General features: G+C 48.9%; 12 protein-coding genes. All 12 read right to left on the bottom strand.

All coding sequences use genetic code 11. The features are described from left to right. Positions 1–51: 51 nt before the first annotated feature. Positions 52–753: a 3'-5' exonuclease gene (locus WG943_RS12805; protein ID WP_340409549.1), complete on the bottom strand. Its 702-nt coding sequence runs from the start codon at positions 751–753 to the stop codon at positions 52–54. Next, positions 753–2,690 (bottom strand): DUF294 nucleotidyltransferase-like domain-containing protein, encoded by a 1,938-nt coding sequence (locus WG943_RS12800; protein WP_340409547.1) that lies wholly within the window; start codon positions 2,688–2,690, stop codon positions 753–755. Before WG943_RS12800 ends, WG943_RS12805 begins: the two co-directional genes overlap by 1 nt. A 501-nt stretch (positions 2,691–3,191) precedes the next feature. Then, the gene (acs, locus tag WG943_RS12795) at positions 3,192–5,105 is read right to left on the bottom strand and encodes an acetate--CoA ligase (protein WP_340409546.1); all 1,914 of its coding nucleotides are present in this window, start codon (positions 5,103–5,105) and stop codon (positions 3,192–3,194) included. 108 nt (positions 5,106–5,213) lie between these two features. After that, positions 5,214–7,139: a propionyl-CoA synthetase gene (locus WG943_RS12790; RefSeq protein ID WP_340409544.1), complete on the bottom strand. Its 1,926-nt coding sequence runs from the start codon at positions 7,137–7,139 to the stop codon at positions 5,214–5,216. 25 nt (positions 7,140–7,164) lie between these two features. Continuing rightward, positions 7,165–7,548 (bottom strand): response regulator transcription factor, encoded by a 384-nt coding sequence (locus WG943_RS12785; protein ID WP_340409542.1) that lies wholly within the window; start codon positions 7,546–7,548, stop codon positions 7,165–7,167. A gap of 3 nt (positions 7,549–7,551) precedes the next feature. Further along, positions 7,552–10,275, bottom strand: coding sequence for a sensor histidine kinase (locus WG943_RS12780; protein WP_340409540.1), 2,724 nt, complete (start codon positions 10,273–10,275; stop codon positions 7,552–7,554). Beyond that, complete coding sequence (locus tag WG943_RS12775) at positions 10,272–10,490, bottom strand: hypothetical protein (RefSeq protein ID WP_340409538.1); 219 nt, start codon at positions 10,488–10,490, stop codon at positions 10,272–10,274. Before WG943_RS12775 ends, WG943_RS12780 begins: the two co-directional genes overlap by 4 nt. 147 nt (positions 10,491–10,637) lie before the next feature. Beyond that, positions 10,638–12,326: a sodium:solute symporter family protein gene (locus WG943_RS12770; protein ID WP_340409536.1), complete on the bottom strand. Its 1,689-nt coding sequence runs from the start codon at positions 12,324–12,326 to the stop codon at positions 10,638–10,640. A 25-nt stretch (positions 12,327–12,351) separates the two neighbouring features. Further along, positions 12,352–12,615, bottom strand: a complete 264-nt coding sequence (locus WG943_RS12765) for a DUF4212 domain-containing protein (protein WP_340409535.1) — start codon at positions 12,613–12,615, stop codon at positions 12,352–12,354. 40 nt (positions 12,616–12,655) lie between these two features. Continuing rightward, positions 12,656–13,996 (bottom strand): hypothetical protein, encoded by a 1,341-nt coding sequence (locus tag WG943_RS12760; protein WP_340409533.1) that lies wholly within the window; start codon positions 13,994–13,996, stop codon positions 12,656–12,658. A gap of 550 nt (positions 13,997–14,546) precedes the next feature. Beyond that, entirely contained in the window at positions 14,547–14,966 is a 420-nt protein-coding gene (locus WG943_RS12755) for an IS1/IS1595 family N-terminal zinc-binding domain-containing protein (RefSeq protein ID WP_340409532.1), read from the bottom strand. 193 nt (positions 14,967–15,159) lie between these two features. Continuing rightward, entirely contained in the window at positions 15,160–15,888 is a 729-nt protein-coding gene (locus WG943_RS12750) for an SDR family NAD(P)-dependent oxidoreductase (protein ID WP_340409530.1), read from the bottom strand. Positions 15,889–15,958 lie beyond the last annotated feature (70 nt).

The raw sequence follows: 15,958 nt of genomic DNA, 5'->3' as shown, positions 1-15,958 counted from the left end.
CCAATCAGCGGTTATACCAAATAAGCATACAACATTTCATCGATATTCCCCCTACCTCACCAACTCCCCTACCGTCTTTATCCCTCGCTTCTTTGCAAGGGCCAGCAGCTTCAGCAAAAGTATGGCGGTGGTGAAGGCATCGCCGGGGGCAGTGTGGCGGGCTTCGGTGGGCAGGTTATACTTTTGGCTGAGGGCGTCGAGGCTGTAGTCGGAACGGCTGAAGCTATCGGGACTTTGGCGAAAACGCTCGAGGCGCTGGGCCAGTTGGGCGGTGTCTATACTTCGGTTATATAGCTTGCCTTGTATGCCGCTGCGTCGGAGCATGCCGTTCAGCATTTCGGTGTCGAACTTTACGTGGTGGCCTACCAGTATGGCATTGCCGGCAGAAGTCAGGAACGCCTGTAGCGCCTCCTGCTCGGTTAACCCCTGCTCCTGCACCTGCGAGGGAAGTATGCCGTGCACCTCCGAGCTCTTGTTGCCCAGTTCCACCTCCTGCTGCACCAGGCACTCAAAACTATCCTGCACCAGCACCTGCTGCCCCTGCACTTTAACAGCACCTATACTTAGTACTTTATCTGTTTTGGTATCGAGGCCAGTGGTTTCGGTATCAAATACTACAAATACCGCCTCCTGTATTGGAGTAGCGGCAGAGGGTTGGCTGTTTATACTTTGCAGGTATACTTTCCAGAATTCCGGATCATCGGGTGCAGCCTGCGGTGGGCGCGAAAACAGATTCTGCAGCCAATTAAGCATCAGCCTAAATAGCTAAGTTGGAAACGCACCTGCAGCAACTCCTGCACATCGCTGATAGGTTTAAACGTGTTACGCAGCGTTTGCCGCTCCAGCTTGTTCAGTTCCTGTGGATTCAGGTAGCGGCCGGAGTTGTGGTTACGCAAGCCGTTCAGGGCACGGTAACGCATCATAATTTCGTAGGCCATGGCTGCTTCGCGGTACAGATCGGCATTCTGGGGCTCCAACTCCGCCAGCTTCTCGAAACGCTTAAAGGTATTGTTCATTCCGGCAATGCGGTTGTCCAGCGTCAGCACACGGGCAGCGTCTATTAGGGGTGTCATGGCGCGCAGTTTTATGTCGAACTGGTCTTTGTGCTCGCCGCCACGTTCAACTATAAAATTCCGGAAAAAACTGAGCGGCGGCGGTGTTTGCAACGCGTGTTTGGCCAGGAACGGCAGAAAGATCCGTTCCTGCTGTATGTGCTCGTAAATATAGTCGGTTAGTTGCGTGGCCAGTTTAAAGTCGCCGTATACGGGGCGGTAATCGAAGAAAATGGATGTGTGCATGATAGCCTCTTCGGTTGGCTCGTGTATCCAACTATAGAAATACTGTTTCCAGGTGTGCAGCGGCTGGCACCATTTCGAATTGCTGCCCATCATGTTGGCTGGGCATTTCTCGAAGCCGCTTTTCTCCAGCAATTCGTTCACTATAGTTGCCAGTTTCAGGAAGTATGTCTGCGCCTCTTTCTCGCCGGCGGCATGCTGGTCTTCAAATACCAAAGCGTTATCCTGGTCGGTACGCAGCAGTTGTTCTTCGCGGCCTTCGCTGCCAATGCTCAGCCAGCAATAGCGCAAAGGCGGCTCGCCAAGTACACTTTCGGCATACTGCAAAGCCCGAACTATAAGCGCATCGTTTATTTCGGTGATGATGTTGGCGACAAAGGCTATGCTTACCTCCTGCTCCAGGTATTTGTGCAGCAACTCTTCAGCACGGTCGCGCAGGACTGGCAGGCTTTCGATATTTTTAGTCTGACGGATCTCCTGCACCAGCACTGCCGGGTTACTGCCCTGTGCCAGCAGCAGGTCATGCTCCGTTAGAACGCCCTGCACCACTGTATTTATACTTCCGTCAGATGTAATGCAGAGGTGTTTAATCTTGTGCCGTATCATCGCGATCAGCGCCTCAGCCATGTGCGGGTTTGGTTTTATACTTACCACCGGCTTCGACATAATAGCTGTTACCGTATCATCTATACTTACATGGCCAGCCACTACACGTTTGCGCATATCGGTGTCCGTCAGTATACCTAAAGGCTTTTGCTGTTCATCCACCACCACCATAAAACTGGAGTCTTTGTCGCTCATGATCTGGGCAGCCAGGCGCAGCGAGGTTTCCGGTGAGCAGGTAACGAGACTCTGCGAGGTATCCACAGCCAATACATCTTCGAGGTGCAGAGGCAACGGCAAACCCAACTGGCTCTTTAGTCCGCGTCGGGCCTGGTTGGTTTCCTGCATGCGGCCATGTTGTACCGAAGCTCCTGCTGCGAAGCCGGCTGCAAAGTATAAAGCCACCTCAGGGTTTTCGTGAAGTATGGGTTCGAACTGCGCAATCGGTACGCCATACACCAGCGTTTCTTCTGCAGCGGTGGCTGTGGAGGAATAACTCTTTTTGGCAATAAGCGCGCGCGCGCCAAATACGTCACCTTCGTCGCATACATCAACCAGTCTTGTGTTGCCGTTTGTATCCTGCTGCTCCAGCCTGACCGATCCCTGCCGAACTAGATAGAAGTATAAATGTGCTTCATCTTCTTGCGAGAACAGCACCTGCTCCGGCTCCAAGAATAAAACCCGCACGTGCGCCGCCAGTTGCTGCAGCTTTTCAGGCTTTACCAGGTTAAATGGCGGATACTTGTTCAGGAATTCCTGCACCCGTTCCTGTATGGCGTTGGAGGGTTTCATAGCGGTGGTTTATAGGTGTTAAGTTACGGGTTTGGTTGTGGCTTTGCAAGGTGTCAGTTGTTAGTTGGCAGTACTGGGTCCAACCACCCCTGCCCCTCCTTGTCTAAGGAGGGGAATTTTTCTTACTATATCTTCTTCCATCACTATAGTTGAAGCCATCTCTCTCTGTCATCTTGGAAAGATCTTAGGGAATAGAGATTAAGCAAAGTCTACAGAGTAATGAAATTGAATTAGCGATAGCAGATTCGCCGCCTTAGACTACCGAGAACGCGAGTTCGAAGGTAGCGAGCGTAGCTCTGAGGGGGCAGGGGTGGTTGGACCAACGGCAACTAGAATGCGAGTCTGGAGACTCGCACACACCCAACGTCACCAGCTGGATGCTGGCGCCAGTATAAGATAAAGATACCCCCTCCTGTTTTTAGGAGGGGGTAGGAGAAGATAAAACAAAAGTCCTGCTACAGGTGCAGCAGGACTTTTAACAATCAACTAAACTATAATCAACTAAACTTTTGCTTTGCTTAAGGATCCTTCCACAATCTCATCTACTACAGCAGGATCAAGTAAGGTAGAGGTATCGCCTAGGTTAGAAACATCGCCTTCAGCTACTTTACGCAGGATGCGGCGCATGATCTTGCCGGAGCGGGTTTTCGGTAGCCCTGTCACGATCTGAATCTTATCCGGCTTGGCAATTTTACCTATCTTCTCCACTACCGTTTCGATGATCTCGGCGCGTAGCCATTCGTCATTCTCAGGCCTGTCTTTGCAGATCACGAAGGCGTAGATGCCCTGGCCTTTTACATCGTGCGGAAAACCTACTACTGCCGACTCAATTACATGGCTGTTGTGGTTGATGGCTTCTTCGATCTCAGCGGTACCAAAACGGTGACCGGATACGTTGATCACATCATCCACACGTCCGATGATGCGGTAAAGGCCATTCTCATCGCGCTTGGCTCCGTCGCCGGTAAAGTATAAACCTTTGTAAGTAGAGAAGTAACTCAGGCGGCAGCGTTCGTGGTCGCCGTACGTGGTCCGGATCATACTTGGCCATGGATGCTTGATGCACAGGTGACCCTCTACGCCGTTTTCGGTGATCTCTTTTCCGTCGCTGTCTACAAGTATAGGATGCACACCTGGCAAAGGCAGCGCTGCATGGCTGGGTTTCATTGGTGTAACGTTAGCCAGCGTAGAGATCATGATACCGCCTGTTTCGGTTTGCCACCAGGTATCCACTAAAGGGCATCGTTCTTTACCCACGTGGGTATGGTACCAATGCCAGGCTTCTTCGTTTATCGGCTCTCCCACCGAACCGAGTACCCGCAGCGAGTCGAGACTATAGGATAGTACGTCATCGATATCGCCGCCCATCAGAGAGCGGATGGCAGTAGGTGCTGTGTAGAAGATAGTAACGCCAAACTTATCACAAACCTGCCAGAAGCGGCCCATGTCCGGGTACGTTGGCACACCCTCAAACATAAGTGTGGTAGCACCTGCCAGCAACGGGCCATACAGCAAATAGGTGTGGCCAGTAATCCAGCCAATATCAGCAGTACACCAGTAAATATCGCTTTCTTCGTACTGAAACACGTTGCAGAAACTATAGTGTGCATATACCATGTAACCGCCACAGGTATGCACTACGCCTTTTGGTTTGCCTGTAGAGCCCGAAGTATAAAGTATAAATAGCATGTCTTCCGCATCCATTACTTCTGCCGGGCACTCTTTGCTGACATCTTTTATTTCGTCATGGTACCACACATCCCGGCCTTCTACCATGTTCACGGCCCAGCCTAAACGCTCTACTACAATAACCTTCTCAACAGTTGGGCATGTTTCCAGGGCTTCGTCTACCACACGCTTTACCGGAATCTGCTTGGCTCCGCGATTCAGGCCATCCGAGGTAAGTACCATTTTAGCACCGGCATCGTTAATCCTGTCAGCCATACTTACGGCCGAAAAACCGGCAAAAATTACAGAGTGAATGGCACCAATTCGCGCACAGGCCAGTACTGCAAAAGCCAACTCCGGGATCATTGGCATGTAAATGCACACACGATCTCCTTTCTGCACTCCGTTCTTCTTCAGCACATTGGCAAACTGGCATACTTTCTCGTGGAGTTCTCGGTACGTATAGCGCACAAATCTTTCTTTCGGATCGTTTGGCTCCCAGATCAGGGCCAGTTTGTTGCCGCGCGTTTTCAAGTGGCGATCCAGGCAGTTTTCTGTGATATTAAGTTTACCACCTTTAAACCACTTCACGTCAGGCTCCTCAAAGTTCCACTCCAGGGTGGTGTTCCATTTTTTGCGCCACGTAAAGGTGCTCGCAATATCACTCCAGAAACCTTCCGGATCTTCTAAACTACGCTGGTAAGCCTGCTGGTACTCGTCGTATGTCTTAACTTGAAAATTTGTCATCGTTTGGTTGGTTTAGTTGTTTATAGGTTCAGTTTAGTCGGTTTTAACTTTTCTTCTGTGAAGTGATTTACCCACTCCTAATCCCTCCGAGGAAGGCAGCTTGCCACTTTAAAGTATAAAAGCATTGCCAATGCCACGGGATTTTAACCTGTCGTGGATCTCGGTAAGTATAGCCGGGTCGTCTATGGTGGATGGAATGGCATAGTGGTCACCGTCGGCGATGTTCCGCATTATTTTACGAAGAATCTTACCTGAGCGTGTTTTAGGCAATCGCTGTACTATCAGTACATTTTTGAAGAATGCCACTGCACCGATTTTCTCTCTTATAAGCGCTACCAGCTCCAGTTCCAGCTGCTCCTCTTTTATGATCTGTCCGTCTTTTAGCACTACCAATCCGATGGGCCTCTGGCCGCGCAGTTCGTCTGAGATACCGATTACGGCACACTCGGCTACTGCTGGGTGCGAGGCTACCATTTCTTCCATTTCGCCGGTAGAAAGCCTGTGGCCCGACACATTGATCACGTCGTCGATACGACCCATGATGTACACATAGCCCTCTTCGTCTATGTAGCCGCCGTCGCCGGTCATGTAGTAACCCGGGAAACGCTCTAAGTATGATTTCCGGAAACGTTCGTCATCTTCCCAAAGCGTTGGCAGGCAACCTGGAGGCAACGGTAGTTTTACCGCCACATAGCCTTCCTGCGCCGGAATCAGCTCCTGCCCTTCTTCGCCCAAAATCTCTACTTTATAGCCGCATACAGGTTTACCGGCAGACCCAGGTTTAGCAGGAAACAAGCCATAGCCAACCATATTCGCCACCATCGGCCACCCTGATTCTGTCTGCCACCAATGGTCTACTACCGGCACCCGTAGCATGTCTTTAGCCCAATAGTAAGTTGCCACATCGCAGCGTTCTCCGGCCAGGAACAGGTACTTAAGCGAGGGCAGGTCGAAACGTCTTTTATGATGTCCGTCGGGGTCTTCTTTTTTGATGGCACGTATGGCTGTTGGAGCCGTAAACAGCACCTTTACATCATGCTGCTTGATGATGCGCCAGAACGTACCGGCATCGGGTGTGCGAACAGGTTTGCCTTCAAACAGCACTGTTGTGCAGCCATGGATCAGCGGCGCGTATACTAAGTACGAATGCCCTACTGCCCAACCCACATCCGAAGCAGCCCAGAACACATCTCCCGGGTCCACACCATACACAGCTTTCATGCTATACTTTAGCGCTACGGCATGGCCGCCATTGTCGCGCACGATGCCTTTCGGTTTGCCGGTTGTGCCTGAAGTATAAAGTATGTAAAGCGGGTCGTGTGCATCTACCGGAACACAATCTACAGGTTCGGCTTTTTGCAGCAGTTCTATGTAATCCAGGTCGCGGCCGGGTTGCATTTCTGCTTCCACGTAAGGGCGCTGAAGTATGATCGTATGATCCGGTTTGTGCTGGCTGTCGAGCAGGGCTTTATCCAACAAGGGCTTGTAAGGAATATGCTTTTCGAACTCGATGCCGCAGGATGCAGAGATAACTACTTTAGGTTTGGCATCATCTATCCGCACGCTGAGCTCATGCGGTGCAAAGCCACCAAACACTACGGAATGGATAGCACCCAAGCGCGCGCAGGCCAACATAGCTACAACTGCCTCCGGAATTACCGGCATGTAAATTACCACCGTGTCGCCTTTGCCCACACCCAAACCACGCAAAGCCCCGGCAAAACGCGCTACCATATCCCGGAACTCACGGTAACTATACTTTTTGATGGTACCTGTTACTGGTGAGTCGTAGATAAGGGCAGTCTGGTCGGCACGGCCGTTTTCTACGTGGTAGTCCAGGGCCAGGTAAGCGGTGTTTAGTTTGCCACCTTTAAACCAACGGTAAAATCCTTTCTCATCGTTACTCAGGATCTGCTCCGGCTTTTCGAACCAGGCAATCTGCTCTGCCTGTTCGGCCCAGAAGCCTTCAGGATCGGCTATACTTTTGCTGTAAGCCGCTGCATATGTACTCGGGGTTTGGGTTAAGGTTTCCATAGTATCAGGCTTTAAAATTATGGCGTCAGCTGGCTGACAGTTCTTTTATCTTCTCCATTAAAAAACGGGGCGAAAACGGTTTCGGGATATACAGGTCTGCTCCTACTTCGTAGCCTTTTTTGATATCGGCCTCCTTTGTTTTGGCACTCAGGAAAATGACCTTGGCTCCGTTCATTTCTTCTTTGCTGCGGATGTAGCGGCATACTTCATAGCCGTCTACATCGGGCATCATGATATCTAGCACCACCACCTGCGGCAGTTCCTTGTTCACGCTTTCGATGGCTTCTGTACCGTTGCGGGCTATAAATACATTAAAGCCATTTTTGCGCATCAGGAACTCCAGCGGGAGCAGTATACTTGGATCATCATCTACCACCAGCACTTTCATCTTATCTTTTACTTTCTTCATAATTTATACTTTAGCTGCCGGAACAGCCACTTTTACAGGCAGCACAAAAGAGAACTTAGCGCCATGTCCGGGCTCACTCTCTACCCACAACTTACCCTGGTGCGACTCTACGATCTGCCTGCTGATGGCAAGACCCAGGCCGCTGCCTTCCGGCTTTCTCAGGTTTTGGTTTCTGGCCTGATAGAATTTATCAAAAATCTGTTTCTGGGCCTCCGGCTCTATGCCTTTGCCATTGTCTGCCACGTTTACTTTAATGTCGCCGTCGATGTAATAGCTGGATACGATGATCTTGCCGTGCTCCGGGTTACAGAACTTGATGGCGTTGGAGATCAGGTTTACCAGCACCTGTATCAGACGGTCTTTATCGCCGTTTACCTCCGGCAGGTTTTGCTGTACATCCACTACTAGTTCTATGTGCTTTTCCTGCACTAATTGTATCAGCGCCTCCACCGATTCGTCGATCACTTCTTTCATCTGCAGCGGTGCCAGGTTCAGCTTCTGTTTACCCGACTCGAACCGCTCCAGGTCCAGCACCTGGGTTATCAGCCTAGTTAGCCGCTCCGACTCCTTTACGATGGTGTGCAGGAAATGCTCCTGGTCGTCGCGCTCCATGTCCGGGTTATCGTACAGTATCTCCGACAAAGCACGAATAGATGTAAGAGGCGTGCGCAGTTCGTGGGTAACTGTAGAAAGGAATTCATCTTTTAGTTCGTCGAGTTGCTTTAGCCTATCATTGGCATTGCGCAGTTGTTCCGTTGCCCTACGCAACTCCATCGATTTGCGGCGAAGTTCGTTGTTGATCGAGATCAGTTGCTGAGACTCCTTTAAAATATTGAGCACCTCGTCTATACTTATTTCCTCCTCCTTTACCACCGACGATACCATGATGCGCGCCGAAGAAGAGCCTATCACGCCAGCCAAAAGTTTTTCGGCATAGGTAACCAGTTTGGGGTCTGCTTTGCCTGATTCGTCAGCTGGTTCAGGATACTTGCGTTGATAAGCTTTCATAGCGGTCTCGGCACGTTTCTCTCCTAAAAAACTTACCAAAAGTGACTTTATATCCGGAATGTAGGCTGTACCCTTCCATACAATGGATGACTCGTATACTGTGGAGTACTTGAAGATATCTACGAAAACCTCGGCCTGGTTTCGTTCCTGGGAGGTTTGCCGGCTGAGCAGCGACACCCCTATGTACAGGCCGGTGTTCAGGAACATGCTCCAGAACATGCCGTGCGAAATGTAATCCATACCCTGCATGCCAAACAGTTCGAAAGGCCTTAGCCACTCCACCCCGAAAAGCCCATTGTTAAGTATGGTTTCCGGCAACATTCCTACCCCTACCATAGAGGGCACCACCAATGTATAAAACCACAGTATAGCGCCTACAATGATGCCTGCCAATGCTCCGTTCTTAGTGGCCTCTTTCCAGAAAATACCCCCAATAACAGCCGGCGCAAACTGTGCCGCCGCCGCAAAGGACACCAGGCCAACTTCTACCAGCGAGTAATACTCTGCCACACCTTTGTAGTACAGGTAAGCCAGCAACAGCACCAGCAAAATACAGAAGCGGCGGCTGTTTACAAGTATGGCTGTGAGTTTGTGCTGGTAACGGTTTTTAATGCCGGGCACGCTTACCAACACCGGCATGATCAGGTTGTTGCTCATCATCACACTCAGCGCCATCACCGATACAATCACCATACTGGTAGCAGCAGAAAATCCGCCCAGGTATACCAGTACCGAAAGTATACTTTTACCTTCGCTTAGCGGAATGGCCAGCACAAACATATCGGCATCTACAGTACCGTTAGCGAATAAAATATCACCGCCAAAGGCAATGGGCAATACAAAAATATTAATGGCGAACAGGTACAGCGGGAACAACCACATGGCTTTGTTCAGGTGCTGTTCGTTTACGTTCTCCACTACAGCCACCTGGAACTGGCGAGGCAGCAAAAGTATAGCCAGCATAGAGAGCACTACCATCCAGAACCATTGCCCATAACCTCCTTCCGCATCAAATGTCATTAGTTGTGCAAAGTCCGGTAGTTGCGCCGCTTGCTGCATAATGTCGCCAAAGCCGTTGAACACGCCATAGGTTACAAATAAACCAGCAGCTATAAAAACCACCAGCTTCAGCACCGACTCAAAGGCAATGGCAGTTACCAACCCCTCGTGCCGTTCGGTAGCCTCGATGTGGCGCGTACCATATACTATAATGAACAACGCCAGACCAACTGCAATAAAGAACGATGTATCCGGGAAAGCCTCAATCTCTCCTGCACGGCCTGTAAGTATAGTTAAACTGCTTGTTATGGCTTTTAATTGCAAAGAGATGTAAGGGATGATGCCCAGCACAAAAATGACGGTAACGATACTGCCAAGGGTAATATTTTTGCCATACCGCGACGAGATAAAATCGGCAATGGTGGTAATGCGCTGTACTTTGCAGATGCGGATAATCTTGCGCAGCACTACCCACCACAGCGGTGCCATCAGGGTTGGGCCAATGTAAATAGCCAGGTATTCCAAGCCACCCGATGCTGCTCTGCCTACACTGCCATAGTAGGTCCAGGCGGTGCAGTACACAGCCATCGAAAGTGCATAAATGTAGGGGTTGCTTACCAGGCTACGCCCGGCCGCAGAACGTCTTTCTGCCCAGGATGCCACCACAAAAAGCAGCGCCAAATAGCAGAACGATATGCCGATAACAACCCAATAGTTCATACTTTGCCTTTTCCTTTTTTGGGGTCTTGCTTGTTAATGAAAAAACCAATGGCCGCAATGCATGCCAGCCACACTACCATAATGTACAGGTACAGTACAGGCACTCCTCCCACCGTTCCACCGTTATTGAAAATGGAGATCAACGGGAAGTTCAGCAGCACCATAAACAGCGCACTGATAAAAAATAACCGCCTGCCTTTTACCCTGTCGCGCATGGTAGTTAGAGAGTTTAGGAGTTTTACCTCCCCCTAACCCCCTCCTAAAAACAGGAGGGGGAATTACGGGAGTTATAATTCTATTAGATCAACTGCTAGGTAACTGACAATGATTTATATAGCCAATCAACAATTAGCAATTAGCAATTAATGAGCTACCGCCTCTCCTGCTCCACGTGGGATACGGATATCCTCTACCAGGTCCTGAATATGGGCTGGCGGGGCTGGCGTGAACCTTGATATAGTAAAAGATACAACAAAATTCAGAATCATACCAACGGTGCCTATACCTTCCGGAGAGATGTTCATAAACCAGTTTTCAGGAGTGTTCATCTCCGGGTTAACGAATTTAAAGTATGAGATATAGCTGATCGTGAAGATCATACCTACCACCATTCCCCAGATGGCTCCCTGCTTGTTCATACGGGTAGAGAAAATACCCATGATGATGACCGGGAAGAACGATGCCGCTGCCAGACCAAAAGCGAATGCTACTACCTCTGCCACAAAGCCTGGCGGGTTGATTCCAAAATAGCCTGCAATTACTACTGCTATAGTTGCTGCAATGCGTGCTGCGATCAGCTCCTGCTTTTCAGATATCTCTGTCATCACAGATTTTTTAAGCAGGTCGTGGGCAATAGACGTAGAGATTACCAGCAACAAGCCAGCTGCTGTAGAAAGCGCCGCAGCCAGACCACCAGCTGCCACCAGGGCAATTACCCAGTTCGGTAGACGTGCAATTTCAGGATTGGCCAGCACCATGATGTCTTTGTCGATCATCAGCTCATTTCTAGCTGGATCCTTTACGTACTGCACACGTCCGTCGCCGTTCTTATCATCGATGCCGATCAGCTTTGTCTGTTGCCAGTTGTTAACCCATTGGGGCAATGAATCTATAGGCTTGTTAACAGTAGTGTTCAGCATGTTGTACATACCAAAAGCACCTACCGCAGGGGCTGTAGTATAGAGTATGGCAATAAACACCAGTGCATAACCAGCCGACATACGGGCATCTTTTACCTTAGGCACTGTAAAGAAGCGCACAATTACGTGTGGCAAACCAGCTGTACCCACCATCAGGGCCGCTGTGATAAAGAACACATCGATTGTTGCCTTGCTACCGTCGGTATAAGCTGCGAAACCAAGCTCTGTTAGTAAACCATCCAGTTTATCCAGCAGGTAAGTTCCGTCTTCCAAAGTACCGCCTAAACCTAACTGCGGAATCGGGTTGCCGGTCAGCATCATCGATATAAAAATGGCCGGCACCATGTAAGCAAAGATCAGCACACAGTATTGTGCCACCTGTGTGTAGGTAATGCCTTTCATGCCACCCAGCACAGCATAGAACAGCACGATGATCATACCAATGATAACGCCTGTTTCGATCTGTACCTCCAGGAAGCGTGAGAATACGATACCTACCCCGCGCATCTGACCGGCCACGTAAGTAAACGACACGAAAATGGCGCAAACTACAGCCACCAAACGCGCTGTTTTAGAATAGTAGCGGTCACCAACAAAATCAGGAACAGTAAACTTGCCAAACTTTCGAAGGTACGGCGCCAGCAACAGTGCCAGCAGTACGTAACCACCGGTCCAGCCCATCAGGTATACAGAGCCATCGTAGCCCATGAACGAGATAAGGCCGGCCATGGAGATAAAAGAGGCGGCAGACATCCAGTCGGCGGCTGTGGCCATACCGTTAGCCAGCGGGCTTACACCACCACCTGCCACGTAAAATTCTTTTGTAGAGCCGGCACGCGACCAAATGGCGATACCGATATAGAGAGTAAACGTTAAGCCTACTATGATGTATGTCCAGGTTAAGATATCCATTGCTTTAAGATTTTATAGTGGGAGATTAATCTTCGTGTACATCGTATTCCCTGTCGAGCCTGTTCATCAGCCATACATAGATGAAGATGATCAGCACGAAAAAGTATATGGAGCCCTGCTGCGCAAACCAGAAGCCTAGTTTAAAGCCGCCCAGACGTATCTCGTTGAGTTGGTCTACAAGCAAGATTCCAAAGACGTAGGATACCGCAAACCAGAGCCCCAGCAGCGTGAGCAGAATCCGGACGTTGCGCTGCCAGTACTCCTGCATTTTTCCTTTATTATTTTCCATAAGGTTGTTATTTAAAGTATGGTTAGTTTTTTTAAGGTTCTTATAAGTAAATCATGGCCTGCAAGGTGATTTCGGGCCTATACTTTATGTCATTTGGGTTAGTAAAATCCGGCCGGTTGCGCCAGTTAAGGGTTAGTTTGGAATGATGCCCCTCCAGCAACAGGTTAGCGCCTATATCCAGCACTTTTACCGGTACTTTGTCACCGCTGCTGTCGCGCAAACCATCCAGGTTGCCGTAACTAAAGGCGGTGTAAGGTTGTAGCCTGGCTTTTTCGGAAATCAGGTTTTTAGGGAGCAGGTAGCCTGCCTGCCCGTAAAGTATATCGCCGGTACCTATGGTCGGGAAGGCATTACCACGCAAAGCACCGCCGCTTGTGGCTGGGTTCATGATGCCGATGTTGCGCACATTGTTTCTGCCGAAGTCGTAGTTATAGTATACTGCGTAGGCTGTTAGTGCAGTACCAGCTTCCTGGTTCATGGGTAGGTCCAGAAAAGCATCTACACCAAAAAGGCTGATGTTAGATTGAACGGTGTCCTGCACCAGTCCGCGCTGCTCGGCACGCCACATGCCGTCTTGGTTGTGCAGAAAGCCGGCACCAATGTTAAACACTCTTTTTGTGCCCAGGTAAGTTCCCACCATAAAGGGCAGCAGGTTAGACTCCTGCTCTAAAAACTGGTAATTGTAGTAACCCTGGAAAACCTTCTTGTTGTTGCGGGGATTATAGTTGGTTGCCGGAGCTATGGCCTGAGCTGTGTTAGTGACAAAAGGATCATTAACGGCCATGCGATAATCCAGCTTGCCAATTTTACCTTTCGCATACACGCCCAGCATACGCGCAAACTGGTCGGCCGCATCTATGGTTGCCCAGTTAAAAATAGGCGCATCAATAGCCATAAAATTAAGCGTGCTGGCATTGGTACTCCGCGAGATACCGTTCCAGTAGTGCAGGCCTGCCCCAACTGATAAATAGTTGTCAAACAATTTATACTCTGTCCAGGCATCGTGTATGAACAGCTGTGGCTTTTTACCGTCTAATGCCGGGTTAAGTCCGCCGCTTACCGCATTCTGGTTATTAATACCAAAGTGCAGCAGAATCAGGAAACGCGGCGAAATCTGGGAGTAAGTAAGGAAGCGGGAGCGGCGAAGCCCAACATCAAAGGTATTGTTCTGGAGTTCGTTGTTTCGGATGGAGCCCGAGTTGTTCTCGTTGTACCTGACCCAGACCTGGTGCCAGGTAATAAATCGGATATACTTAGTACCATCGGGGCTAACAGGTATTTTTATACCTGAGCTATACTCTGTTGAGCCCTGGGCAGCTACATCTCTCACGGTACAGCAGAGCATCAGCCCCGCTGCCAAGTAAAGCAACAGTTTTTTCATTTGGTTACTTTTAAAGGTTTAAGAGAGGTCAGCTGTTTCCCCTGTTTGTTTAATCTATATTATCTAAAAGTTAGGGAAAAAGATGAGCAGATGTTGATTTTTGGTAATTTGATATAGTTATGTGCATATGGGGTTATTTATAGCAGTTCTTAGTATAATATGAATAGTGTTTGAGCTATGCTTCAGGTAGGTTTTGTTGAGCTATTTTATAGAGTCACTGGTGTTCCTTAGTCTTACTTGCTATGATGTTTCACCTTATGTTTTGGCGCCCTCAAGTCCGGAAGGCCTTGTCCTGGGGGTAGGGGTCCTCATCTAAGGACTGGGATCGTCACTTCTTCATTAGCGACTGTCGCAACTGATCAAAAAGTATAGAAAGATATTGCCTAATTCCCCTCCTCGGAAGGATTGGGTTGGGTTTCACAATAGCAGACGCTTAACCTCCCTTATACCAAGATCCTTGGGAGGATGACAAAAAAGAATAGGGCTAAGGCGGCACAGGTGTGGTTAGACCCGATACTGCAGAATGCAGAGACAAAAAACTGTCAACGTACTACTCCTTAAATCGCTTCCATTTAATCATCATATACTTGTCACCAAGCTCTGTGATCATCATACCGGCACCTTTTAAATTACCTCCGTTTTTGAAGTATTCTACCAACTCTGCATGGTTCATGATCTTGTAAGTTGGGTGGTATTCTGTTTGCTCCGGGGCCTTTATTTTATACTTGCGCACCCAGTTCATTACCGAAACGTGGCTAACGCCTAAGATGCGCTCTATTTCACGGTAGCTGATGCCCTCAATGTAAAGCTGCAGTGCTTTGGTTACGTAGTAGCTGTCTATATTCTTCCCGATCTTGTTTACTGTAAAGTAATAACCGCATTTTTTACAACGGTAGCGTTGCCTGTCGCCTATAATGCCGCTCTTTACAACATGCAGGGCATCACACTTAGGGCAGATTGGGTTCTTCATAAACTACTAAGATTTAGCTTCTTAATTAAATAAGTATAGTAATTTAGCATAACTATAGTAATTTAGCAACATTCACATTAAAATTGATTCATGTTATACCTTTGTTTATCAAGGGATTACTGTTATCAATAAAAAAGCCTGACTTTTTAGCCAGGCCATACTTTATTTCCTCATGACTTGAAGGCACAAACCTTTACATATCCCGCACCGAAACCAGCACCTCATTGTACTTATCAGTATTGTGCAGAAAAGCTACTATCTTTTTACCTACTTCCTCAGGGGAGGCAAGTTCGCCTTTAGCTTTATACTCCCGGAAACGCTCTACATTACTGAAGCGCTCTGCATTACTTTCTCTGATATGCTCCTGCATGCCCGTATCCACCACACCCGGTGACAACGCATATACTTTAACACCGCTACCACGCACATTCTGCTCCTGCTGTATGGTTTGCGAGAACATATCCAAGGCAGCTTTAGAGGCGCAGTAACTTGCCCAGCCATCAATAGGGTACTTGCCGGCACCAGAGCTGATGTTCACGATAACCTTCTCGCATGGCACATTGCGGTATACTTCCAGAAAAGTGTTCATCAGCATGGCAGGTACGATCACGTTCACATCAAACACAAACTCGAAACGCTCGTTAGGCATTCCCTCACCTACATACCCAATATCGCCCAGCACACCGGCATTGTTTATCAGTACCAGCCGCTCGGCATCTTTGTAAGGCAGAAACACCTTCTGCAGGTTATGCTCCACAGCCGGGATATCTGAAAAGTCGAGGGGTTGGTAGCGATAGTTTGGGTGCTTTATACTATTGGTGCGCGATACGCCCACAACATGGTTGTTCTCGTCCTTCAGTAGTTCTTCGGCTATCGCTTTGCCTATGCCTTTGCTGGCTCCGGTGATGATGTAGTAGTTCATGCTCTTAAATAATTAAGCGTATCTTTATTCTTTCTGTCAATAAATATAATTATGTTGGAAAAAGGTTAAA

Origin of the sequence: Pontibacter sp. H249, assembly GCF_037892465.1 — a bacterium.
Taxonomy (GTDB): domain Bacteria; phylum Bacteroidota; class Bacteroidia; order Cytophagales; family Hymenobacteraceae; genus Pontibacter.
This window is presented reverse-complemented; position numbering and strand designations above follow the sequence as displayed.

Excerpts from the sequence above, each read along its gene's own strand:
- WG943_RS12770 (WP_340409536.1), bottom strand. The coding sequence starts at position 12,326 with ATGGATATCTTAACCTGGACATACATCATAGTAGGCTTAACGTTTACT.
- WG943_RS12785 (WP_340409542.1), bottom strand. The coding sequence starts at position 7,548 with ATGAAGAAAGTAAAAGATAAGATGAAAGTGCTGGTGGTAGATGATGAT.
- WG943_RS12780 (WP_340409540.1), bottom strand. The coding sequence starts at position 10,275 with ATGAACTATTGGGTTGTTATCGGCATATCGTTCTGCTATTTGGCGCTG.
- WG943_RS12750 (WP_340409530.1), bottom strand. The coding sequence starts at position 15,888 with ATGAACTACTACATCATCACCGGAGCCAGCAAAGGCATAGGCAAAGCG.
- WG943_RS12765 (WP_340409535.1), bottom strand. The coding sequence starts at position 12,615 with ATGGAAAATAATAAAGGAAAAATGCAGGAGTACTGGCAGCGCAACGTC.
- WG943_RS12800 (WP_340409547.1), bottom strand. The coding sequence starts at position 2,690 with ATGAAACCCTCCAACGCCATACAGGAACGGGTGCAGGAATTCCTGAAC.
- WG943_RS12790 (WP_340409544.1), bottom strand. The coding sequence starts at position 7,139 with ATGGAAACCTTAACCCAAACCCCGAGTACATATGCAGCGGCTTACAGC.
- WG943_RS12775 (WP_340409538.1), bottom strand. The coding sequence starts at position 10,490 with ATGCGCGACAGGGTAAAAGGCAGGCGGTTATTTTTTATCAGTGCGCTG.
- WG943_RS12755 (WP_340409532.1), bottom strand. The coding sequence starts at position 14,966 with ATGAAGAACCCAATCTGCCCTAAGTGTGATGCCCTGCATGTTGTAAAG.
- acs (WP_340409546.1), bottom strand. The coding sequence starts at position 5,105 with ATGACAAATTTTCAAGTTAAGACATACGACGAGTACCAGCAGGCTTAC.
- WG943_RS12805 (WP_340409549.1), bottom strand. The coding sequence starts at position 753 with ATGCTTAATTGGCTGCAGAATCTGTTTTCGCGCCCACCGCAGGCTGCA.
- WG943_RS12760 (WP_340409533.1), bottom strand. The coding sequence starts at position 13,996 with ATGAAAAAACTGTTGCTTTACTTGGCAGCGGGGCTGATGCTCTGCTGT.